Below are 23,602 nucleotides of genomic sequence, written 5' to 3'. Positions count from 1 at the left end.
GCAGCAAGGCCGCCGTCGAGTTCGCAAAGCTCGGCAAAAACCTCAAGCTCACTCACAAGGATTTCTTCGTGATTTGAAGCGCGGGCCGGAACTGAACGACCTCCCACGGACGTTGGTAGGCGAGAAGCGTCATCGGAGGCACGCGTTATGGATGCGTTCCGCCCTAGCAAGGCGGCCGAGTATCGTCAGCAGGCCGAGAGGATCCGCGCCTTTGCCGAGCAGGTCTCGCTGCTTGAGGCCAAGTTTCATCTGTTTGAGGCGGCCGAGCAGCTGGAGGAGTTGGCAGCGGACGAGGATCGCGGCTAGGTCGCTCGACGTCCGATGGGTGTGCAAGCGGCTCCTATGGACAAGCCGTGACCTGCCTGATGCGTCTGTCCCGTCGTCCGTTGTCAGTGGACGACGGGATCAAGAGGAATGGACGCGAGGATCTGGCCGGATGGGGCGACAATGTCGAGCCGCCAGCCCTGCCAGGACGCACCCAGGTCCAGTGCCGCATTCCTGATATCCTCGATGGCTCGCCGAGCCATCTCCTCTGCCTTGGCCAGATCTGCGACCTCAACGCCGACTTCATCCGGAACGGTCTCGTCCTCGTTCACCAGATGAAAGTAGCAGCGCATCGGACGTCTCTGGAGCCAAGGCAGCCAGAGGCTGCGCAGTGATGACCTTGACGGTGTCGTTCCTGCAAAGGTCTTGCTCTGGTATCTATAGGCCGGAGAGCCGTCTGCCAATACCGCTACCGGATGATCCCAAGGCCGGGAATAAATGCGGCGGCCTATCCGTTAACGTAACTTGGACGACGTGCTTTGCCCGGATGGTATGGAAGTGGTATCCAAAGACAGGGATTTTTGGGGCGCATATCACGATGAAGGTCAGAATCGCCAGGGGGCTGGCTTCAACAGAGCCGTGGAGTGTTCCTATGGCGGCCGTCCTGGGCTTCCTGGCAGGCATTGGACTTGCCGTTTTCCGGCATTTCAGCCACGGCCACCCAGGGTATCCTCCCGACGCTCTCGTTGCGCATTTCCTGCCCCACTTGGCGGCCACCGTCACGGCCTGCACGTTTCTGTTCGCCCTCACCGCCATCTTTCACAATCGGCTGGTGCCATTTGCCGTGATGGCCCTGCGCCGAGATGCCAATGTCCGGTGTGGCGATTGAGAGGCCAGGCGGGACGCTGCGGATGAGGATACCGAGCGTCGGGGCCAAGCTATGCCGTTTCATCCGGCGGCAGGATGCCGAGACGCCTTTCGGTTCGCGTCACGATCTTGAGACAGGGATAGCTGCGCATGGGCGGGTCACCCTCCGAGGTGCTGCCGCGCCGGATTGGAGCATCTTTGGAGTCTAAAACACCAAAGATGACCGATGCCTGATGATGATTTCCCTAAAATGGGAAACAGGGACCGACTCGCGCATAATCGGGAAAAGCCATATCAGCATTGGGACATTGCAAGCGTATGGTTACATAAAAGTGAGTTCGAAGCCTTTGCTGTCGGATCCGCTCCGGACCTCCCTTCCGGGGGGAGGACAGATTCCCCTTTACAACTTATAAACGTTATAATATCGCAATCCTGAATTGCGGACACGCTAGGTGCGGTTCCGAAGAAATTGAACCCGTTTAGCACTGTCTGGGGGTCCGATGAAGGTGCGGAAAGCGGCATGGGTGCCGCTCGTACTATGGATGGAGATCGCGGCCTCGGCACAGGAAGCGCCTCGGGCAGAGCGCTTCGCCGATTAAGAGGTTGTCTGCTCCTCTGCCCAGGGCTCCTCTGCACCTGTCTCCCAGTCACGGAAGGTCGATTGTCGTGCCGTTCAGCGGCTCACGGTGCAAGGCAGCGATGAGACTGTCTTCGCGGTCACCATCGTTCGCAGCGACCAACAAGCACCGGTCGCCATCGTGTCGATCCCGCTCGGCGGCTACATCGCCCGTGGGATCGAGCTGAGAGTGGATGGCAGGAATCCCTATAAGCTGCTGGTCGAGACCTGCAACGCCGCCGGATGCCATGCCGGCTTTCCGCTGTCCGGTCCTATCCCCAAGGAGTTTCGTTCCGGCAAGCTGGCCAGCTTCCGGCTCTGGACGGCGAAGGACAAGTCTGCCGACGTGACCGTTTCGCTCAAAGGCTTGGCCGACGCTCTGGTTCGCCTGGAGCGGACTTCATGAAGCTGCGCCGCTCTCTTTTTGCGCTCGTCGGCCTCTACGGAGCAAGCCAAGCCTGGGCTCAGGCCGTACCGGACGGCGCGACGCGCACGAGCGCGACGACTGCGGACACGGGCCGGGTCACGGTCAACATTGCTCCGGCGAATTCAAGTGGAATCAGCCACAACACTTACAAAGACTTCTCGGCCCCGAAGCCCGGCCTCGGGCTCAACAATCGCGGCGTCGATGCTTCGACCATCGTCAATGAGGTCACGTCGAGCCGGCGGAGTGTCCTGCACGGTCCGGTCGAGGTACTCGGGTCCCGCGCCCATGTCGTCATCGCCAATCCGAACGGCATCACGGTCGATGGCGGCAGCTTCATCAACACGGGCGGCGTGGCGTTGTCTGCCGGGCCGATACGATTCGTTGATGCCGGCGCGGGGCGAGTCAACACGGTTCTGGAAACGGGCAAAGGAGACATAACGATCACGGGCGGTGGTCTATCCGGCGCGATGACCACCCTTCAGTTGATTGCCGGGCGGCTGAAAATCGACGGCCCGGTCAAGAATACCAGCGTCAGTCCGAGTGCTGACATTGCGCTGGTAGCTGGACGATCCGAAATTACCCTCGATTCGACGGTCTCTCCTCTGTCCACTCTGCGCCCTCTGGCAACACGCCGTGATCTCGATGATGCGGCCAACGCGATTCTGATCGATATCACGCCGAGCGGTTCGCTCTCGGCAAGCCGCGTCAACATCTCCGTTAATTCGCGCGGGGCTGGTGTGAGCTATGCCGGTCGGGGACATGCCACGATCGGCGATTTCACGATCTCGTCGAACGGCAAGATCACGACGAAGGGAGCAACGATCAAAGCGGAGAAGAGCTTGAAACTGGCAGGACAGGGCATCGAGGTGCTCAATGATCCGAAGCGTCAAAGTACGCTCAGCTCCGTGTTCAAAAGCGTGACGTTGCTCGCGAATGCCGGCGACATCACGCTTCTGGGAGCTGTCACAGGTTCTGAGCGCAGTGATGAGGATCCGGATGCATTGGGCGGGGTCACTCTCAAGGCCAAGGGCAACATCAAACTCATCACGGAGGACGCCAAGAGGCTCGCCGTCGCTTTTGCGTCCAAAGATGACCTCTATGTTGAGGCGGGTGGCAATCTCGACAACAACACAGGACGGATTCTCTCCAACGCCAACACGGTTTTGCGGATTGGCGGCACCTTATTCAACCGCATGGCAACGATCGGGGCAGGCGGAGAGACGAACTATGTGACTTACAAGCGCTCGCCCGGGTTCTTCGGTCGGCTGTTCGGCAGGAAGCAACGAGTCCAGACGCATGTCGTCGATTGGGGTGTCCCGCGAGTACCGGGACAACTAGCCTTCATTGCCGGCGAGACCCTGGACGTCAAAGCCGGCCATGTCTTTAACTTCGGTGAGCTCGACGCGCTTGACGGCTCCCTGACCATTGATACCGGCACCCTGATCAATACAGGAGTCTATACCGGCCTTCTGGAATTCACCAAGACGTGCGACTGGCGATGCTCAAGCCATGGTACCAGCACGATCACACCATCGGGCGGAAAGATCAATGCTGCTGGCAGTGCCGAGATCAAGGCAAGTCAGCGGATCGACAATGGCGGCGACATCGTCGCCTACGGCAACCTTTCAGTCATTGCACCAAAGGTGGCGGCTCGTGCCACCTTCATTCCGGATTTTGTAAACCGTCCGGCTGGCCTCTACAACTTCTTCTCCGGCACTGAAGCCCTTGTCTCCCTGTCACCGATCGGCGGATCTTTTCTGGCTCCCGTAGGTCGTGTGACGATCAGCTCCAACAGCCCTGTCCTATCCTATGGTGGAACCATCAACGGCCACGTCGCAACTAAGATCCAGACCGGCATTGAGGAGAGGAAGGCGACCCAGGCTGAGTTCCCGCGCGGGCTGAATCATATCGGCCTGTTGCGACTCTGGTTGGATTAAGTGACACCATGTCCCGTCAGACTGCTCATTCCACGTGGCCCCAAACATCTCGATTTCAGGCTGGCGTCATTCTGGCAGCTGCTGGAGCATGCATGTTGACCAATTCCGTCATTGCAGCCCCAAGCGCTTCTCCCAGGTCGGACGATGTGACGGCGACACCGAGCCCAGATCCCGCAGGCAACACCCTTTCATTTCTCACCCGGAAGATCTCGAAAGCTGGGTCCGCAGGTTGCTCCGAGGTGAGGAAGGTCGAGGTGCGCGGTGTCGTGGATATCGATGGGAACGATCTGCGAGAGAAGCTCGAACCCTTGGCTGTGGCCTGTATCGGCAACAACGAGGTCAAAGCGATCCTGTCCGCGATCAACGAGACCTATGCCGATCAAGGCTATGTGGCGACGCAAGGCTATCTGCCGGAGCAGGATCTGCGTGCCAGCAAAATCCTTGTCATCAACGTCATCGCGGGGCGGATCGACAAGGTGCTGTACCGCGAAAATCGCGGGGACGAAGCTCTTGAAGTCGGGGAGCGTTTCAGTAAGGGCTGGACAAAGATCAAAGAGGCCAAGGGACCTTGGAGCTTCGTCACGAGCCTATCGCAATTGGTCGACAAGATCGACGATCCCCTCGATAATTTTCAGCTCCTGCCCGGCGACCTCAGTGCGAAGGCGAAGCTCTGGAACAGCTTCATCACGGATTCCGGAGACGTCGTTCAGATCGATGCCATTCAGCAGGGCGTGGACCAGATCAATCGGGTCGCCTCCAGCAAGGCGCAGGTCAAGCTGGAACCCGGAAGTGCGCCAGCCACCTCAACCGTTGTTGTCGAGAACAACGGCGAGGATTCATTTCGGGTAAATGCCGGCTATGAGCTCAACGGCGCCGACATCAACGGGTCGGGCAACACCATTCCGAGCCGCTTCAAGCTGGATGTTGCCAAAGATAACTTCATCGGAATCAATGACGCCTGGCGTCTGTCCTATGCGGGTGGTCTCGACTCCAACGAGATCCGTGGCGCATTTTCGGTGCCATTCCGGCGCTTTACGCTCTCGTTGGATGCCGGGTATTCCGAATCCTTGAGCGAGGTGACACCAGGGGTCGAGATGTTCACCCAGGACGGGACGGTCACGGCGGCCTTGGGTTATCTTCTCTACCGCAGCCGGGCGCGGCAGATCACCCTGGATAACTCCCTGGCTTGGCGAAACAATGAACGCTTCCTGAATGGTGTCTCACTGACGCCGCAAACTCTTCCTCATGGGCGCATCGGTATCACCGAGACCCGGACGTTTGAGACGCTTCAGCTGAGTTATGGCATCGGCTTCGATCGGGGACTCGCGATCACGAGCGCTACCGAGGATCCGGCGGATATTGCGCCGTCTGCGCCTCGAGCGCGGTTTGTCAAGATCGATGGGCAAGCCTCCACCTCGAAAGTCTTCGAGACGATTGGCATGTTGCGCATCGATCTCAATGCACAGTGGACAGACCATCCCCTTTATTCCGACGACCAACTGGTGCTCGGCTCGGTTTCCAGCGTGCGCGGCTTCACCAATGGTGCAGTACGTGCCGACCGGGGTGCAATCGTTCGCACGGAATTCGCCCCAGCTTTTTCAATCGCCAATCTGGTCGAAGAGCAGAAGGACGATTGGGTGTTCGCATACGAAACTCTGCAAGGTCTTCAGCCGTATGTTTTCGCAGATTATGGTGCCGGCTACGACATCGCAAATCGCGAAGTTCTTGAACGGGCTGGCATTGGCGTTGGGCTGCGCTATCGACATGGCCGGGTCAATCTCGACGCCAGCATCGGTGAGCCTGTCCACCGCATCGGCGGTCCGAAGACCAGCAATTGGCGGGCGCCGGAAGCCTATCTCACCCTATCCGTCAAACTCTTATGATCCAGGAAACGCCTATGTCTATACGTTTGATTCTTGGCGCCAGCTTGCTGGCTCTTATAAGCTCCGCCGCACTGGCGCAGTCTAAGCCGCCGGCAGCAAAGCCCGCCGACAAGCCTCAGACTGCGCAGCCGGCGCAACCTGCCGCAACGGGCGACTTGATCAAGGACGGGCTTGCAAGCCTCGAAGCCAAAAATTACGAGGCGGCGCTCAAAGCTTTCAATGAAGCCTACAATGCCGGACAGGCAGACGGCGCGTTCTATCTTGGACGCATGCTTGAGCTGGGTGTCGGTTTGGAAGGCGATCCGGAGAAGGCGCGTCTTCTTTATCTTGCGGCCGCTGACAAAGGCAGCGCGAAGGCCATGAACCGTGTTGGCCTCATGTCCTTTCGTGGCGAGGGTATGCTCCAGGATTACAAGACGGCACGCGAGATGATTTGCAAGAGTGCGGATCTCGGCGATGCGGATGCGGAGTTCAACTGCGCCGGTCTGCTGGCGCAGGGTCAGGGTGGTTCCAAGGATATTGCCAAGGCGATGACCTATTACGCCAAGGCGGCAGACCATGGTCATATCGGCGCCATGAATGCGCTGGGGTTTGCCTATCGTGATGGCTCTAACGGCGCGAAAGATCTTGAGAAGGCCCGTGCCTATTTTGAGAAGGCTGCACTCAAGGGCAACCCTGTTGGCTTATACGAGATCGGCATCATGCTTGAGGCCGGCAATCCGATACCGAAAGATCTCGGTAAGGCGCACCTCTACTACAACCTCGCCTCCGCTCGGCAGCACCCGCAAGCCAGCATCGCGCTGCAGCGCGTCTCCGAAGCGCTGTCGCCGGAAGATGTCGAGAAGGCTCAGGCTGCGGCACGCAGCTGGAAAGCAGCTGAATAAATCGTCCTTGTTCAAGACGCAGGAGCGACCAAGGCCGATCCTGCACCAGGAATAGGGCTGATGCCGGCCATGCCGGCGGGGGAAGCGATATGTCGAAGCTTGTGTTTGGCCGACTTGTTCGTGAGACGTCGGTGCGTGCGTTCAGCAAGAGCATGCGGCAGGGGCTTGGGCACAAAGCCGGCCTGGGCTTAGCCATCATATCGCTTGTAATGTCCCTTTATGCGCCCGCTGCCATGGGCCAAGTGATCTCCGATCCTCGAGCGCCCATTCAGTTCAAGCCGAAAGTCGGTGCCTCGGCCAACGGCACGCCGGTCATCGACATCGCCAAGCCGTCGTTCGGCGGCATCTCTCACAACAAATTCCAGCGCTATGACGTCGATACCCGGGGCGTCATCCTGAACAATTCGAAGCTGACTGGAACGTCGATCCTCGGCGGGAAGGTCGTCGCGAACCCGAATTTGGCTAACCAGCGTCCGGCACGTGTCATTCTCAACGAGGTAACCAGCAGCGCCACATCGACTCTGAACGGTCCGACGGAGGTGTTCGGTCGCAAAGCAGACGTCATCATCGCTAATCCCAATGGCGTGGGCTGCGTCGGGTGCTCGTTCATCAACAGCGACCGCGTCACGCTCTCCACCGGCACGCCGCTCCCCGATCAAAAACGCGGCACGGTTAAATTCGATGTCAGCCGTGGAACGGCTTCGGTCGCAGGCAAGGGCCTGCTGGGCATGGACTCGCCTATCGACGATGTGGACCTCATCGCCCGTCAGCTCAAGATCAATGGCCCTATCCAGGCCAAAGACAGTGTACGGCTTCGCGCCGGAGCCATGGTCTATGACCAGAGGGGCGACCAGATCGTTCCGAACGATCTCTCCAAACTGCCGATCATTGAAGGTTCTGCAATTCAGTCGAGTGCTACGGGCAAGATTACAGCTGGCACTCTGTCGATCTTATCGCGAGATGTCGATGTTGGGATTGACCTGAAGGGAGACCTGTCGGCCTCTGCGGCCTCGATTGTGATCAAGTCCTTTGGCGACGCGGCCCTTGCTTCCGCAAAAACCAATGGCGACCTTCAGATTGAAGCGGATGGACAGATCACGCTCGCGGGTAACAATCAAGCCCTCGGCCGCATCACAGCCGCGGGCAAGCGGATTACGGTGTCCGTTGAGGGACAACTAGCGGCAGGCGACGCCATCGTCATGGAGGCGGTTCAGTCGCTGGCCGCCCGCGGTGTGCTCAAGGCGGGCAATGCAGTCAGTCTCGTATCTGGCGATCGCTTGATTGCAGAGGGCGTGGTCGCATCCAATGGTAAAATCGCCTTCGAGGGCAAGGCGATTCGCGGAAAGAATCTTGAGATCAGCGGCAGCGACGTTTCCATTGCCGGCCTTGAGAGCGCCGCCCTGGAAGGCACGACGATTATTGCCACCCACGACAGTGTCAAGGTTGCTGGGCAGGAACTCAAACTTGGAGAAGGAACCATCTTTCAGGCCAAGAATCAGCTCCTGATCGACGCTAAAGATCGGCTCACAAATGAAACGATCCTCGATTACGGTAACCTCGATCTCGCGATCCGTAACAGCTTCATCAACGCGAAGACCGGCCAGCTGGTGCAAGATAGCGTGCTGCTGACGCTCCGCGACCATCTCGACAATGCAGGCACAATCTATGGCCGTCAAAAGACAGTCATCGAGGCCGGCCTGCTCTCCAACACCGATACAGGTGTCATCTACGGTCCCGAAATGTCCCTCAACGTTGCGGGGAGTTTCAAGAATCTGGGGCAAATTGTATCCGAGCGGGCACTCAAGATCATTGCGGGTGACATTCTGAACGATGGAACCGTTCAGACCGACGGTTCCCTGAATGTGAAAGCCACGAGTTATCGTACCAACTCGTCAGCTGCTGAGCTGGCCGCGAAAATGACTGATTTGATCCTCTCCGGTGCGCTTGAGAACAGTGGACAGGTGCTTGGTGTCGAGCGTTTGACGTTGGAAGCCGGCGATATTTCCAACAGGAACAGCATTCGGACAGACGGTGCCTTGAGCCTTCACAGCTTGAGTTACCGTGCTGGTAGCGATTCAGCTGTTTTATCCGGAGCAACAGCAGCTCTCACCGTCACTAACCTGTTCGAGAACAAAGGAAAGGCGACGGCCTCGGACCACCTTGCCCTGAAGGCTGGCTCTCTGTCCAACCTTGGCGTGGGAAGCGCAATCACGGCCGCCGATGCAGACCTCGACATCAAGGGCAGCGTGACGAATGACGGTACGGTCGGAGGCGTGTCGGGGCTCATCGTCAAAGCTGGCGGTCATGTGACATCCACCGGGGCGCTCTTGTCCAGCGATGGAGATCTGACGCTGACTGCAGGCGGAAAGATAATCTCCGGATCTGACCTCATCGCGAAAGGGGCGATGGCGATCACGGCTACAGCGTTCGAGTCCGGTACGACTGCCGCCCGCCTGGGCGGCACGACCATCACGGTGGATGTAAGCGGTGCCTTTTCCAGTCTCGGATTGATCAGCGGTCAGACCAGTGTCGATGTCGCTGCCGGTTCCATTCTTCTCGGCCCCTCGAATGTGGATGGAACGGCAGGTGTTCTGACCGCGAAATCCGTCAAGCTCACCGCCAAGGTCGGTAATACCGACAACCAGGGGATCGTCAGTGGCACCGATGGCCTGACCGCCTCCGCGGCTGGAACAGTGATCAACGGCGGCACTCTTGCAACGGACGGGGAGTTGATGCTGACGGCAGGCGCTTATCGCTCCACAGCGCAGGCTCAACTCGGCGGTAAGACGGTCACACTCCGCCTGTCCGGAAATCTGGACAATCTTGGATTCATCTCCGGCTCCGACCTGATCGACATTCAGGCGGCTTCGGTCTCGAATGGGCCAACGATTATAGACACACGCGCGGGACAGATCCTCGCCCAGACAATCAAATTAGGTAGCGCAGAGAAGGCTCTCGGCAGTTTGACAAATAGCGGTGCCATCGAATCCGCTCAGAAAATCTCGTTCCATACGGGAACTCTCGTCAACAGCGGCTCCCTGATTGCCAATGTCGATGCCCTCGTCTCCGCCTCGGGTCATGCAGTCAACAGTGGCAAGATTGGTTCCGGCTCCAGCCTGGAACTGACGGCAGGCTCCTACACGGCCACTGCAGGTGCCGAGCTCTCCTCAAAGGAACTCAAAATCACCTCCGATGCTCTCGACAATTCCGGGACGATCTACGGCTCGGTTGGCCTTACGGTCGAGTCGGCCTCACTGATGAACCGAGGTATTGCTTCCTCGATCGGCGGAGGGGGAGCGACGATCAAGGCTGTGGGCCCTCTGTCGAATGAGGGCACGATCGCGGCGGTGAAGGACCTCGTTCTGACTGCCGAAGGATCTATTGCCAATGCAGGCAGCATCATGGCGGAGAGCGGTAAACTCACGCTGAACGCCGCGTCCGGGGACATCGTGTCGACAGGTGTCATGGCTGCGGCTGGTGCGCTCGATGTGACGGCGTCGTCCTTCTCGAGCGCGTCGCAGTCGGCAAAGCTCGGTGGCGGCACTGTGGCCCTGCATCTGACCGGCGACTTTACGAACAATGGCCTCGTGAACGGCGGAGCGGATCTCTTCATCAAGTCACGCGACATCTCCAATGGTCCCGTCGTCGGGGACAGCGCCGGCCGCATGGCTGGCGCGATTGTGAAATTGGAGGCGAGCGGAGACATCACCAACCAAGGTTCTGTCGAAGCAGACACTTCTCTCACGATCACCGGCGGAGGAGGACTGACCAATTCCGGAACGCTGGCGACCAATCAAACTCTCTCGGTCGATGTCGCAGACTCGATTATCAACCAGAGCAAGATCGCCGGTGCCACGCTGATCCTTAAGGCATCCAGTTATTACGGAACCACCTCCTCGTCGCTGAACGCGTTCGATCTCACGGTCAACCTTCCGGGCGCGTTTGCGAATGCAGGTAGGATCGACGCGCGTGGGCTCCTGACCTTGACCGCCCACGAAATCACGAACGTCGCCGGCGGGGTTATCGGCGCGGGCGGGATCACCTTGACGGCGATGGGGGATCTCACGAATGCCGGGACCGTCAAGAGTGAGTACAATGGTGTCCTGGATATCAAAGGAAAGCTGACGAACACGGGTAATCTCCAGGCCCTGAAGAGCATAAAGGTCACGGTGGTCGGCGCAGTCGACAACAGCAACGTGATTCAGGCGGCCGAGAAACTTGAGGTCACCGCAGGTCCGATCACCAATCGGCAGGATGGAACGATCCAAGGCAAGGAAGTCTCGCTCACCTCGACGGGCGACATGGTCAATGCCGGCGTCATCAGCGGCGAGGATAAGATCCTCATCAGGGCCAGCAGCCTGAAGAACCAAGGCGTCAGTCGAACGAACTATGCCTCGATCTCAAGCAAGCTGCTCAGCGTCGATGTATCCGGAGCCCTGACCATCGGGACGAACTCCCTGCTGCAAGGAACGGAGAAGGCCGTCGTCAATGCTCAGACGGTCAGTGCCGGTTTCTTCAAGAAGGATACGATTGCCGAAGGATGGTTCAACTTCGGCGAGAATCTCAATTTCACCCTGACGCAGGGGGGATGGACCTTCGACCAGGATTTCAAGGTCAAGGGAGACCCGAGCTTCACGGTTGCCGGCAACATTTTCAATCATGCTGTCGTCGCCGCGGGCGGAACCCTCACCCTCGTGTCGACCGGTGGATCGATCACCAACGGCGCTAATAACCCCTCGGCGCCCGGCGGAGACGTGATTTATTCCGGTGGCAATATGGTCCTACAAGCCCACAATGATCTGAACAATTTCGCGTCGGTCATCCAATCGGGCGGCAACCTTACCATCAATGTGGGCGACGACCTTCGCAATGTCCGCACGGCCATAAAAACGGTTGCCGATGGTTCGGCGGCCACCGGATACCCTTATGACTGGAAGTACACCAGCTTCTTCACCAAGCAGCTTGAAACATCGGGGCCGTCGACCATTCAGGCGGATGGATCGATCAATATCAATGCCGGTACGGTTCTGAACGAGGCCTCGACTGTCGCTGCGGGTTTAAACCTAACTATAACTGCCAATAAGATCGAGCATCTGGCTCGCACATTGATACGCCATGAGACCATCATCAAGACGGGTGGCGATACCAACGTCGGTCAGATCTTTGACGGGATCGATCACTCCTACGACAAGACTCCGGCGCTCTTCTATGCAGGCGGCACTTACGCTCATAATTCTAACATCTACGCGCAGCACGGCACTGTCCAGGCCGATCAGATCATCATCAAGAGCCATACGGTCACGGTCGGCATCACGAACCCTAACATCGGTACGGCGCCGTCCCATATTCCCGATCCCGTCATCGATCTCGCGGATGCTCTTCAGCTGCTGGGCGCGGGCCTCGTGCCTGGCAGCGGCCCGGCCTATGTCGAGGATCCGAGCGCTAGCAGCGGTCATGTCAGTGGAAAATCAGGGGACACACTCGAAGCATCGGTCGATGCGAATGGAAAGCCGATCAAACGACCCGCCGACAAGGACGTGAAGGTCAATGGCCGCGTGTCCTTCCTTTATGCGACGCCGATCGCGTCTGGGCAGAACGAGCGCAATCCGAGCTGGATCTTCGCGCAGGTTAACGCGAGCGCAAAAGATCTCGCCTTCTTTGCGGATCCCGCCACTGAACGGCGGCTGATCCAGCAGGCGCTGCTCGAGCAGACCGGCCGCGCCATCCTCGATCCGAAGTATCGCAATCCCAAGGAGCAGCAGGAGGCGCTGTATGAGGCGACGGTCGATTTCCTGCGGGAGAACCAGGACATTAAGATCGGCGACACGCTGACGAAAGCGCAGCGCGCCAAGATCACCAAGCCGATCCTCTGGTACGAATATCAGGTCGTCAACGGCAAGAAGGTACTGGTGCCCCAGGTCATCCTGCCGGAAAAGGACCTCGCCAAGTACGCCGCCGTCACGGGTGGCGCCATGTTCGCCAACGACATCTCGATCCAGGCCGACAAGGTCACCAACACAGGCACGATCCTGGCGGTCAACTCTCTGAGCATCGACGCCAACGAATTCCTGAACGAAAAACGGGTCGCCCGAAGCGGCGAGCTGACGGCCCTGTTCGAGACCCAGGCCGGCGGCATGCTCAGCGCCAAGACGATGATGATCGCCACCAAGGGCGACCTGATCAACCGCGGCGGCTCCATCATCGCGAGCCAGGGGCTTTCCTTGACCGCAGGCGGCAGCATCCGCATAGAGGCGCAGACGATCACCAACAGCGTTTTCTCGGGCAAGACCAAGAACTGGAGCTTGACCACCGACGTGACCCATGTGGGTGGCCTTGTCTCGTCCGGCGGCGATCTGGTCATGAAGGCCGAGAAGAAGCTCGACATTCTCGGCTCGACCGTCACTGCCAAGGGCGATGCGCTGCTCGTCGGCAAGGAGGGTGTCTCCATCGCGTCCGTGTTCGACGAACATGACATGCAGGCGGGCGGCAAGAAGAACGGCCTTCTCTCCAAGTCGAGCTTCAGCGCGTCGGAGCATAGCCTCACGAACCTGAGTTCGGTGGTGTCGGCGGGCAAGAACCTCACCGTGCGCTCGGAGACAGGGAACATCGAGGTGGCGGCGAGCCACCTCATGGCCAAGAACGACCTTGCGGTTCTGGCCGGCTATGACGCGAACGGACATGCGATCGCGGGCTCCAAGGCCTCCGTTCACGTGCTCTCCGAGCAGGACGTGAAGGAGACCGCCTTCTCGCAGAAGAAGAGCGGCGTCGGACTGTTCTTCACAGGCAGCGGCGTCGACATTTACCGCTCGACGAAGACGGCAAACACCAGCTACGAGGCGCGCAACGTCGCCTCCTCGCTGAGCGCGGACGGCGACGTGACGGTCAAGGCGACCCGGGACATCAAGATCATCGGCTCGGTGGTGGCGGCCAAGGATTACGTGACGCTCGATGCCAAGCGCGACGTGATCGTCGGCACGGGGTTCGATGCCGCCGGCTCGACGTCTTCGAAGAAGGAGAAGGGCATCGGCCTGACATGGTCGGGCGGGAACGGCGGCTTCAGCGTTGGCGCGGGCTATCATGCCTCGAGCCAGTCCTCGGCCGACGACAAGGTGACGGTGGCGCGCTCGCTCATCAAGGGCGACAAGGGCGTGTCGGTGACGGCGGGCGACGACATCGTCATGACGGCGGCGAGCGTGCTCTCGCAGGGCCATGTGAGCCTGGACGCCAAGGACGACATCAAGCTGCTGGCCGGGTTGAACCGGGAGAGCTCGTATCAATCGTCGAAGGAGATGTTTGCCGGCATTACGCTGAAGGTGAGTCAGAACGTGACGGGAGCGGCGCAGCAGCTGCAGCAATCGGTGGGCACCTTCACGTCGGGTTATGGCGGGGTGGGCTACAGGATCCTGGGCCAGGTCTCGGGCGTGCTGCAGGCGACCGATGCGCTCAAAAGCCTGACCAATCCGACGGCGAGCGCGAGCCTGATGCTGGGCGCCTCGGGCTCATCCTCGTCGAGCCGGGCGGTGGCCTACAACGCGGTGCCGACCACGATCAAGGGCGGCACGTTCGGCCTGGCTGCCGGCGGGGATGCGCATCTCGTCGGCACGCAGATCACAGTCGACAAGGATCTTTTGATCGACGTGACGGGCAAGCTGACGGTGGAGAGCGCGCAGAGCTATGCCGAGACGTCGAGCAAGGCCGAGAGCTGGAATGCCGGGGTGGGGCTCTCGGGCAGCCTTGGGGCGTCGGGGGTCACGCTCGGGCTGACGGTGGAGGGCGGGTTCTCCAAGGACAAGGCGTCGAGCTGGCAGGAGACGCAGCTCAACGCGCATCTGAGCGCGGGCGGCAAGGCGACGCTCAAGACCGGCGGCGATGCCACCTTTGCCGGCGCGGTGGTGAAGTCCGCGAACATCGACGCCGACATCGGCGGCAATCTGACGATGGCCTCGCGCCAGGACACGGCGCATGGCAGCGCGTCGGCGGTCAACGGCTCGGGCTCGGCGACGATTGGGATCATCGGCCCGTCCTGGGTCTCGGTATCGGCGGGCGGGAGCAGGAGCACGTCGGACAAGGCCTGGGTGAGCGAGCAGACGGGCCTGTTCGCCACGAACAAGCTCGACGTCTATGTGGAGAAGCACACGCAGCTGAATGGCGCGGTGCTGAACGCTGACACGGGCCAGCTGACGCTCGACACCGGCACGCTCGGGTTCAGCGACATCCTCGACCACGACACGAGCACATCGATCAGCGCGCAGGTGGGCGTGACGACCCCTGGCGCTCCCGGCAAGCTCCCCGGGGTGAGCGTGCAGGGCTCCTATGCCAGCCATGACATCGAGCAGGTGACGCAGGCCACGGTCGGCGCAGGCACGATCATCGTCCGCGACACGGACAAGCAAGAGCAGGACGTCAAGGGTATCAACCGCGATGTCGACGAAGCGCAGGTGATCACCAAGAACGAGCGCGAAGGGGTCGAGGTCTATGCCTCGATCAGTGCAGTCCAGGAGATCGCGTCCGGCTTCGAGGGCATTCAACAGAATATCCGGAACTTTGAGAACCTTCCCGCCAATGTCAAAAATGGCATCGATCAGTTTCTTGCGTCGGGCGGCACGCTCGGCAAGACGGTGGACAAGGCACTCGGTGGGATCCTGAGCCAACTCGCCGGCCCAAATGCTTCGCGTGTCGGTGCTGCGCTCAATAGCGGCGAACTCGACTACAAGACTTTGGCGAAGAGCCTGTCGAATTGCGGCCAACAGAGCTTCAACCTGCACGATCTTCTCTTCGCGCCTGCCTATGCCAGCGGCGGCTGTCCGGTGCAGTTGAGCAACGGCGAGACCGTTTACCTGACGAAGAGCGAGCAGGACAGCTGCTGGTATGCGGCAGGAAAGGTGGCCTTAGGCATCTTGGAGCGGGGCACAATCGGACATGGGGCCGCCTCCATCGGATTTGCAGCAGGAACGCTTGCCGCAGCCGGAAGCGACCTGCGGGCGATGGGCGATCTCGGCGGCTATGCCGTTGCCTTGACCTATGGCGCGGAGGATCCACGCCGCAAGGAGGCGGAGCAGTTCTTCGGCGCGATGCGCGACCAAGTTGTGACCATGCTCAAAGACCCTGCCGGCACTCTTAAAGGCGCGGCTGTGGAGATGATCAATGGTGTCCAGGATAAGGCCATCCTGTACGCGCAAGCTGCAGAGCGAGGCGATTATGTCGCCATGGGGCGCATCGAAGGCGAACTGGCATATGAAGTCGGGTCAATCATTGCATCCGGCGGCGCAAGCGGGGCTCTTGGCAAAGGAACACTTAAAGCTCTCAAATCCGCAGTTCCGAAGATTGCTGAAGCTGTTGATCTCGGCTTGGGCAAAATCTCGCTCAAAGGAACAAAAATTCTTGATGCCAATATCAAATGGGGCGGGGGCATTCTGGATCAGGGCATCCCCTGGGAGGATTATTTGGCAGGACAACTGCCAAAAGAGTCCAGGCTCCCTGCCAACTTCAAGACCTTCGACTTCTTTGATGAAGCAAGCGGTGTTGCCACGAGTGCGAAGACATTGGATACAATGACGGCTGCGAAGCTCGCGGACCCGAAGCAGGTCTATTACTCGCTGAAGGCGAATATCGATGACGTGCTTGCGTACAATAAGACAAACAATTTAGACCGCGTGTCGGTAAATCCTGACAAGATCCAACTGCGCGAGCTCCAGGTTGCTGTTCCCCAGGGAACAACTGCGGCGCAATGGGAATATATCGCGAAAGCAATCTCCTACGCGCAAACCAGAAGCAGTAGTCTGGTCGTGAAGGTAACAGTGGTGAAGTAAGATGGATGTGCCAGTTTGGACAAAGAGTGCCAATGCTCTAATCAACAGAGAGTTTATCTCCATACAAGCCAATTCTGGGTACAGGTCATCTATGGTGGACCATGAGGCGGAGGAGTTCTTAATGGAGCCGAATGCCTCCGATCTGGCTCTCGGAGCAGCGATCCTAAAGAGCCTATCTCAGAGCAGATTCCTACCGCTTGCGGAAGCCCAGAGCCGTCGCGAGCGAGTCGCAGAGCTATATGATGCATGGGTGGCAAAGATCATGGAGCGATATTCCTATAAATCCAAGCGCGCCATGTTCAAGAACATGAAAAACTGTGGGATTTATCTCGTTGAAGGACAGATCAGAATCTGTCCCATGCGTCACGACAAGCTTGAAGGCTGGGAGGGACTCGAAAAGTCCGAGGACGTATTTGTTCCTACTGATGCGCCTCTGGAGGAGATAGGGGTAGCCTTGAGGCTCGCTCTCAGCCGTTGTCTGTGAGCGGGATCGAGAGGCGGCGAGGGGATCACGATTCATGCGGGCCGCAACGCCACAATCGTGGCGGCGAGCGTGCTCTCGAACGGCCATGTGAGCTTCGACGCCAAGGACGACATCAAGCTTAGAGCTATTGCTTATGCCGCGGGAACCAGCCAAAATATTAAAGTAATCGTGACTGTGATAAAATGAAAATCATCACTCAAAGAAAGTGGTCAAGCGCATATAAAAATGATGATTTTATATGCATTGTCATTCAATCAGGCTACCGTAGCTCTGCAATAGAGGCCAACGAAGTTTATCGTTTGCTCTCAATAGATGTAGATAATGAAATCCTAGGCTCTACTATCAATGAGTGCTTGAGTAGAAGTAGATTTTTGTCACTAGAAGAAATTCCTGATTTTTTTGACCTTTTACGGGTGGAAAGAGACTATGCTCTTTGGGTCGGTGATTTGATCAACAGGTATAAATACAAAACCAAAAGGGCTTTGTTCAAGAACATGCTTAGCTGCAATATGGTTATTTCAGATGGTTCGTTAAGGATTGAGCCAACCATTCACGAGAAACTCGAAGGTTGGAGTGGTCAGGGAAAGGAGCAAGCTACGGCCAATTTTAGCTACGGGTTCTAAAATTACTTATCCTGAGAGCCTGCATGTAGTCCGTGAACTTAGAGGCGGAGGCAACATTCGAACGCTCACAAATAAGCTGCAGACCAAACGTTGGGAACCTGAACGTGCGCCGTCGCCGTCGCGGCCAACGGCCATTGATGAACATTCACCATCCACTCCAACACCTCCAGGGATGTTGATTATGGTGGAGGCAACGGAAGGTAAGAACATTATCACGAGCGACAAACAGCTATCACAGGTAGGTTAAAATGAGCATGAGATTGAAGGAATTGATTGGGTCTTTGAAGAATGAACTGCGTGAAGCCAGTTTAGGCGCTGAAGATCCTATGTTTACTTTAGATGCTGCCACAATCAAAACCCGGATAGCGGTCGTTGATAAACGTTCAACGGCTGGTGGTGTTGAGATCTATGTTGCGAGTGCGGATGTCGAGACTGCACGGGAGAACACGACAGAGCATGAGGTAACGATTAATCTTAAAGGGATCAATGGTGATTTGCTGTTGGGTTCTGATTGATCCCTCAACCAACTCTATCATCATGCTCTAGCAGCCATTCAACTATTTCCGCAATCACCGACAATGGATTGGGTTTTGTTTGGGGCTAGTGGGTCAGCAGCAACGCAGTTCAGAAAATACCCTAACAAACCCATAGATCAGGAAACCCTCTCAGTTGCCGTGATTAGCTTCCGAGAGGGGCATAGCTCAGCGGTAGATTAGCCCTTAGCGTAGTCTTCCAGCAATCCCAATCGCCTCAGCCGCCTTCTGAGACTCAGCATTAGCAAGTCGATCAACGCGCTCGTTCTGCTCATGCCCTGCATGACCCTTGACCCATTGCCAAGCGATCTTCCGGCCTTGGATCAGCCTGTCTATCTCTAGCCAGAGTTCCTGGTTCAGCACAGGCTTACCATCAGCCTTACGCCAACCCTTTGCTTTCCAGCCCTTAAGCCACTGGGTCGCGCCTTTGATGACGTACTGGCTATCGCTGTGAATGATAATCGGAATGGAGTGAGGAACAGCTTCAAGCGCTTTGATAGCAGCAAGCATTTCCATCTTGTTATTTGTCGTTGCCGTGTCTCGGCCCACAATAATCTGCTCGTCCCCTGCAATAGTGACAACGGCTGCATAGCCTCCTGGTCCAGGATTTCCAAGGCAAGCGCCATCAGTGAAGACAATGGCGTGTTCAGTAGTCTCTTTGGTCATGTGATTTTCGATCATTTAGTGAAGGCGACTATAAGCATCGGAAGGCGTTAAGATCGTCTGGTAAGCGACGGCGTTCACAGTGAGCTTCCTGTCTTTCCGTCAAGCCATCAGATTTTAAAGCCAAGGTTAACCTATGGTTAGCGTTGCGTGTCTTACGCTTTGGGCTAGACAGTGGAAAGGCTCACGATGCGTACTCTCAAAAACTCACTGGTCCTGCTCGTATCGGCCTCAGTGCTTGGCCCGTTCTTCATCATGTCAGCGTATGCAACTACGATCCTGGCTTCGGCCTTTGTTGGTCGGTAGGTGCGGCCAGCGACCTGAGAATATCGGACCAAAACCATAAGGCGGATAACTCTCTCAGCCGAATGTTGCAGAGTCCGAGAGGGTAGTTGTTAAGCAGCTAGCTTCTGATCCAATTCAATCAGCTCTTGAACGCTTGCGGTGTTAAGCCATTTGATAAACAGGCTTCTCATACGTTCTGATGGGATAAACACCTTGATTGGCAGGTCATCTCTGATCTGACTCCGCCATATCCATTGGATCATCTCAGACAGGGCATGAAGCTCCTCATAGACAGCGATCCCTCTGTCCTCAAAGTAGCCCTTGATCATGGGGTTGTGGAACAGATTGCAGAGGTAGGCGAGTGACTTCTTGTGCCTGTAGTCATTCGTTGCCTTAGCGTTATTCGGTATCCAGCCCTTAGCGTATCGAGCGCCCTTAAGAGGCTTTCTGACTTTGCTGTAGGCGGTCCACGCATTGTCGTTAGCAGGGGTCTGAGCAGTCATCCTAAACCAATGCTCAGTGGAAGCCTTGAGCTTCGCTAACTCCTCCGGTGTGCGCTTCTCATACCAGCCAGAGGACATAGGGTGTTCACGACCCTTAGGCTTACCTCTGTCATTGGCCGGACCTTCATAGACAGTGATCAGCCTTCTCAGCTCTGCCTTCTTCTCAGTCTCATCCGCGTGATCCCGCCATGAGACGAGCTGACCATCTCTCAATGTCATCATCTCAAAGTCCAGACCCTCAGCTCTGAGGTAGGCAGACATTGGAGAGCCGTGGAACATATAGGTCAGGACATAAACCTGATTGAAGCACTTGAGGAAGTGGGTCGGAAACTCCCAGATCAGTGCTGTGTCACGATAGAGGACGAGATTGCCGTTATCACATAGGTCACGGATTGAGTTGAACTTGCCTGAGTAGCGAGGGTAGTCCCTATGGTTCCACTTGAGACGCTTCGTGTCTGGGTCTGCATAGACGAGATGATCTTGAAGCAGGAGCTTCCTGTCTGACGCTGACAGACCGTCAAACATAGTCACACAGTCCAGAACCTCATCAATGATCAGTGTGTAGTTCTGCTGACTGAGCTTCTCGTAAATGTCTCTAGTGAGGAGCCGAAAGAGAGCATGGGTCGTACAGATGTTAGCCCCTTCCTCGATCAGTGTTGAGAGGTGGTGGAGCTTACGACCCTCTACAGGCTGAGGGTCACGAAAGTTGAGGTTATGGCAAGCCTTACTGATCCTATCAACCTCAGACAGCAGTGGAGCGACATAGAGGAAACGAGGAGCCTGATAATCAGGATTGAGAAAGGACTGACCTAAAGACTCCTCATGGGTCTTGTTGATCAGGTAGATCATATAGGTTGTCTTCCCTGACCCCATGATGGAGTCGATGATTGTGATAGTCATGAATGTTCCTAAGGAATGAGAGTAGGCTGTTGTCTCAAGACACAGCTCTACTGGAAACCGACCACACACTAGTGATCAGTCTGCTTGTTGATGATGGTGTTGAGGTTGAAGCTAAGGAATGGGTCTACCCCATACATCTCTCTGCTTCTCTCTTTAAGGGTGCGTCCCCTAAAGTATTGAAAACTAATAATCTGTTCCAGTTTAGTCCAAGTTTTGTATTGCAAAATCTGGACTGTCCGTCAGGCGGGTTGCGACCTTTCAAACATTGAGCGCACCGTAACGCAGAGACGTTTTACTTTATGGGAGGGAGAATGGCGTCTCTGAGCTGTCTCCTGCGTCCCAGCGCGGTGGTAGTCGTTGCGAGTACGTGAAGCGCCTTGCTTAATGGAAGTTACAATTCTCTGAGCTGTCCCTAAAGCTAATGTCCCGCCTGTCATCGGAGTTCTCTTTATGGTGGCGGTATTGGCTCTCTGAGCGTTCCACTGATTGTCAGGAGCAGTCATGCTAGTGTGCAAGGCACTTTGCTTAATGGAAGACACAATTCTCTGAGCTGAGTTGAAGGCTGACGTTCCGCCTGTTGATGCAAATGGAGATGCGCGTTGCTTAATGGTAGGTACAACTCTCTGAGCTGAGCTAACCGCTAATATCCCGCTCATGAGTTAGGAGCTGAAAACGCTTTGCTTTATGGACGACACAATTCTTTGGGCTGAGCGCCAGGCTAATCTTCCGGCCGTGAAGCGGCTCTGAAATCGCTTTGCTTAATGGGTGGAACAATCCTCAGGCGGTGCGACTGGATCCTCTGTCCAGCTCAGGAATGAGCAAGAGCGACGTTGTCTTAATGGGCGACAGAAAGCCTCGTGCTGGGTCCCACGCGCACCCTTCCGATTGATCAGCAGCAGAACGGCGCTCTGCTTAATGAGAGGAGAAATACCGTAAGCTCAGCGCAAGCCTTAGGAAGACGCTTCTGCTAGGTGGGCCTCAGAGCGAGTCGTTATCAGCATCCTCTTGGTCAAGCCAGTTTTGTAACTGAATCAACTCCTCATCAGTTGGCTTGCTCCTCACTGCGTCAACGCTGTACCAAACCTCATCCAACTCATCGGCAATGTCCTCTAGTGATTGAGTCCAATCTTCGAGAACTGACGGAGTTACATCCAGGAGATGTTCAATCTTACCCCTCCGTACCTTTCTCACGACGAGATGACCACCATCGAAGACATCAAACCACCACTCGCCATGGATTAAGTGATGACGCTTCTCACTTATCTCTTTGAAGCGCGTGACCGCCGCATCCATTTGGAGGAACCGGTCCTCTTCGAGTCTTCCCCGAAAGAGCCGCCTCATCTGCTTTGGCAAGTCCTTAGTCCCTGACCTGTCTACGAAGTCTACAGCGGCTGCTTCATTCTCATGTTCAAGCTGAGCCAGGGTAACAACAGCGACTGCGGCACGGCCATACGCCAGCATCATCCGTCCAAATGGCTCAATGTACGGTTTCAGTTCAGGACTATGCAGTCGCGGAAATTGGATTGTCACTGTGTTCTTCCGTTAGGATATGAGCCGCATTACCCTGAACCGCATCTCTAAAGTCACGTCAAATCGCAACTGTTGCCCTAGCGTCAGAAGTCAGTGCATGGCTCCCTAGGCTTGTTATGGCCGAGTTTGCTACTTACTTATCAGGTATGAAAACCCTGCTCCTCTTCATCGGTACGGTTCTGCGTAGCCGCATCATCCAGCGTAAGGGGCTAGGGGCAATCCCAGCCATCTATAAGCTCATCCTACACTGGTGGTCCTGGACACCGCTTCAGCCAGAAGCCCAAGTCTCCGGTGTGTCTGAATACCAGGAGCAGTCATTAGGCGTCGCTCCTGCTGAACGGGTCGAACTCCTAGCTCAGCGGAAGGTGCTAGTCGGTCTCTTTTGATGTGAGCCACTGCCTAACTTCAACAGGCGACGATGAGCGTCAGTACGAAAGCAAAGGCTGCGCTGGTCAAGGAGAGCGTATTGTGCACGGAAGCCAGCTTGCCTCGGCGGTTTGCTCCCCGCAGTCTCGTCGCTGAGCAACACCGCCTCCCCCAAAAGAGCAGCAAACCTGAGCTTATTTATTGATCCATGTGAAGGCCGCTGCTCCGAGAGCCTGTACGGTTATCTCAACCAATGCGGGGAGAGGTAACATGGGGATGTGACCTATAATGTCTGCTTAAAGGCTCTTCATCAGGCTTATCGTGATCTTGAGGAGGCGCGGCTCAATCGTCGTGAAGCCGCCCATGCCCTCGCCACGATCCGTGAGACTCTGGATCAGGCTTTGGACCTTGCCTACCAGCAGCAGTCCTTTGGGCCACTCAACAGCCTGTTCGATAAGGAAGAGGCTGCGCTGGCCGTCTATGAGCAAGGCGTCACCAAGGTTCGTGAAGCCGAAGGGCGCTGGTCAGCTATGAGTGTAGCCTTGGCGTACGAGAAGGAGCGAATGATGGCCGGACATTTGCCTTCCGGTCACATGAACTGACTTGTAGGGAGGCGTTGGAAATAACACCTATGAGTAGATTGTTGCTGCGGCTTTCTTGGCTAATATTCCTGCGCCATGCCATGTTACAATCTGTTCCTTTATAACCAGCACAGCCGAGTCAGGTATCCTGAAACTTTAGACCTTTCCGATGTTGATGCTGCTCAGCGCGTCGCTAGGAGGGTAGCAGATGTCTTTATGGAGGTCGTCCCATATTGGGATGAACTCACTGCTGAGCAGCAGGGTCGCTATGTGGTTGAGATTGTTGATGAGGCGGGTGGGCTGCTTCTGACCGTGCCTTTCATAGAGGCGAAGGTGTCGGACGAAACTATCACTCACAAAGAAAAGCCCCGCCAGGATTGCTCAACTGATGGGGCTAGTTAGAAGGTCTAGGGAGGAAGAACGTAACCTTCGGGTCTCAAACTAGTG

Annotated in this window: 15 protein-coding genes and 1 pseudogene; 12 read left to right on the top strand and 4 right to left on the bottom strand. The window is 56.8% G+C overall.

Annotation, left to right across the window (positions count from 1 at the left end):
- The first annotated feature begins 147 nt into the window (after positions 1-147).
- Complete coding sequence (locus KBI52_RS28730; RefSeq protein WP_173947454.1) at positions 148-306, top strand: hypothetical protein; 159 nt, start codon at positions 148-150, stop codon at positions 304-306.
- Positions 307-389: 83 nt separating this feature from the next.
- Here KBI52_RS28730 and KBI52_RS28725 read toward each other — a convergent pair whose 3' ends face one another.
- Positions 390-617, bottom strand: coding sequence for a hypothetical protein (locus tag KBI52_RS28725; RefSeq protein WP_173947453.1), 228 nt, complete (start codon positions 615-617; stop codon positions 390-392).
- 299 nt (positions 618-916) lie between these two features.
- Between KBI52_RS28725 and KBI52_RS28720 the strand changes: the two genes are divergently transcribed.
- The 9 genes and pseudogenes from KBI52_RS28720 to KBI52_RS28680 all read left to right on the top strand — a co-directional run bounded on the left by KBI52_RS28720 (position 917) and on the right by KBI52_RS28680 (position 18,309).
- Positions 917-1,153 carry a hypothetical protein gene (locus tag KBI52_RS28720; protein ID WP_210812477.1) on the top strand — a complete coding sequence of 79 codons (237 nt, stop codon included), beginning with the start codon at positions 917-919 and terminating at the stop codon, positions 1,151-1,153.
- A gap of 595 nt (positions 1,154-1,748) precedes the next feature.
- A pseudogene (locus KBI52_RS28715) lies at positions 1,749-2,153 on the top strand (invasion associated locus B family protein); the annotation flags it as partial.
- Positions 2,150-4,111 (top strand): filamentous hemagglutinin N-terminal domain-containing protein, encoded by a 1,962-nt coding sequence (locus KBI52_RS28710; RefSeq protein WP_210812476.1) that lies wholly within the window; start codon positions 2,150-2,152, stop codon positions 4,109-4,111. The pseudogene KBI52_RS28715 and the gene KBI52_RS28710, both read left to right, overlap by 4 nt.
- A gap of 92 nt (positions 4,112-4,203) precedes the next feature.
- Positions 4,204-5,994 (top strand): ShlB/FhaC/HecB family hemolysin secretion/activation protein, encoded by a 1,791-nt coding sequence (locus tag KBI52_RS28705; RefSeq protein ID WP_210812475.1) that lies wholly within the window; start codon positions 4,204-4,206, stop codon positions 5,992-5,994.
- Between the two features lie 14 nt (positions 5,995-6,008).
- Positions 6,009-6,878, top strand: a complete 870-nt coding sequence (locus KBI52_RS28700) for a tetratricopeptide repeat protein (protein ID WP_173947448.1) — start codon at positions 6,009-6,011, stop codon at positions 6,876-6,878.
- Positions 6,879-6,967: 89 nt separating this feature from the next.
- Entirely contained in the window at positions 6,968-16,687 is a 9,720-nt protein-coding gene (locus KBI52_RS28695) for a hemagglutinin repeat-containing protein (protein WP_210812474.1), read from the top strand.
- Between the two features lies 1 nt (position 16,688).
- Entirely contained in the window at positions 16,689-17,171 is a 483-nt protein-coding gene (locus KBI52_RS28690) for a contact-dependent growth inhibition system immunity protein (RefSeq protein WP_210812473.1), read from the top strand.
- A 182-nt stretch (positions 17,172-17,353) separates the two neighbouring features.
- Complete coding sequence (locus KBI52_RS28685) at positions 17,354-17,794, top strand: contact-dependent growth inhibition system immunity protein (RefSeq protein ID WP_210812472.1); 441 nt, start codon at positions 17,354-17,356, stop codon at positions 17,792-17,794.
- Between the two features lie 260 nt (positions 17,795-18,054).
- Positions 18,055-18,309, top strand: a complete 255-nt coding sequence (locus tag KBI52_RS28680) for a trypco2 family protein (RefSeq protein ID WP_210812471.1) — start codon at positions 18,055-18,057, stop codon at positions 18,307-18,309.
- 204 nt (positions 18,310-18,513) lie between these two features.
- On the opposite strand, the gene rnhA is transcribed toward KBI52_RS28680, so the two are convergent.
- From rnhA to KBI52_RS28665, 3 genes are all read right to left on the bottom strand, one after another.
- Entirely contained in the window at positions 18,514-18,993 is a 480-nt protein-coding gene (gene rnhA, locus KBI52_RS28675; protein WP_210812470.1) for a ribonuclease HI, read from the bottom strand.
- A 392-nt stretch (positions 18,994-19,385) separates the two neighbouring features.
- Positions 19,386-20,678, bottom strand: a complete 1,293-nt coding sequence (locus KBI52_RS28670) for a DEAD/DEAH box helicase family protein (RefSeq protein WP_210812469.1) — start codon at positions 20,676-20,678, stop codon at positions 19,386-19,388.
- 978 nt (positions 20,679-21,656) lie between these two features.
- Entirely contained in the window at positions 21,657-22,142 is a 486-nt protein-coding gene (locus KBI52_RS28665) for a hypothetical protein (protein ID WP_210812468.1), read from the bottom strand.
- Between the two features lie 710 nt (positions 22,143-22,852).
- Between KBI52_RS28665 and KBI52_RS28660 the strand changes: the two genes are divergently transcribed.
- Both KBI52_RS28660 and KBI52_RS34310 read left to right on the top strand, forming a co-directional pair.
- A complete protein-coding gene (locus tag KBI52_RS28660) occupies positions 22,853-23,176 on the top strand; it encodes a hypothetical protein (RefSeq protein ID WP_210812467.1) in 324 nt (107 codons plus the stop codon).
- A gap of 75 nt (positions 23,177-23,251) precedes the next feature.
- Positions 23,252-23,557, top strand: coding sequence for a hypothetical protein (locus tag KBI52_RS34310; RefSeq protein ID WP_371823224.1), 306 nt, complete (start codon positions 23,252-23,254; stop codon positions 23,555-23,557).
- Positions 23,558-23,602 lie beyond the last annotated feature (45 nt).

The organism is Microvirga sp. HBU67558 (genome assembly GCF_018069605.1).
In the GTDB taxonomy this organism is placed as follows: domain Bacteria; phylum Pseudomonadota; class Alphaproteobacteria; order Rhizobiales; family Beijerinckiaceae; genus Microvirga; species Microvirga terrae.
The sequence above is the reverse complement of the archived record's forward strand: the minus strand, read 5'-3'. Positions and strand labels throughout refer to the sequence as shown.

Coding starts and splice junctions, on each gene's coding strand:
- KBI52_RS28670 (WP_210812469.1), bottom strand. CDS start 20,678: ATGACTATCACAATCATCGACTCCATCATGGGGTCAGGGAAGACAACC.
- KBI52_RS28695 (WP_210812474.1), top strand. CDS start 6,968: ATGTCGAAGCTTGTGTTTGGCCGACTTGTTCGTGAGACGTCGGTGCGT.
- KBI52_RS28700 (WP_173947448.1), top strand. CDS start 6,009: ATGTCTATACGTTTGATTCTTGGCGCCAGCTTGCTGGCTCTTATAAGC.
- KBI52_RS28710 (WP_210812476.1), top strand. CDS start 2,150: ATGAAGCTGCGCCGCTCTCTTTTTGCGCTCGTCGGCCTCTACGGAGCA.
- KBI52_RS34310 (WP_371823224.1), top strand. CDS start 23,252: ATGCCATGTTACAATCTGTTCCTTTATAACCAGCACAGCCGAGTCAGG.
- KBI52_RS28690 (WP_210812473.1), top strand. CDS start 16,689: ATGGATGTGCCAGTTTGGACAAAGAGTGCCAATGCTCTAATCAACAGA.
- KBI52_RS28730 (WP_173947454.1), top strand. CDS start 148: ATGGATGCGTTCCGCCCTAGCAAGGCGGCCGAGTATCGTCAGCAGGCC.
- KBI52_RS28705 (WP_210812475.1), top strand. CDS start 4,204: ATGTTGACCAATTCCGTCATTGCAGCCCCAAGCGCTTCTCCCAGGTCG.
- KBI52_RS28665 (WP_210812468.1), bottom strand. CDS start 22,142: ATGATGCTGGCGTATGGCCGTGCCGCAGTCGCTGTTGTTACCCTGGCT.
- rnhA (WP_210812470.1), bottom strand. CDS start 18,993: ATGACCAAAGAGACTACTGAACACGCCATTGTCTTCACTGATGGCGCT.
- KBI52_RS28685 (WP_210812472.1), top strand. CDS start 17,354: ATGAAAATCATCACTCAAAGAAAGTGGTCAAGCGCATATAAAAATGAT.
- KBI52_RS28725 (WP_173947453.1), bottom strand. CDS start 617: ATGCGCTGCTACTTTCATCTGGTGAACGAGGACGAGACCGTTCCGGAT.
- KBI52_RS28720 (WP_210812477.1), top strand. CDS start 917: ATGGCGGCCGTCCTGGGCTTCCTGGCAGGCATTGGACTTGCCGTTTTC.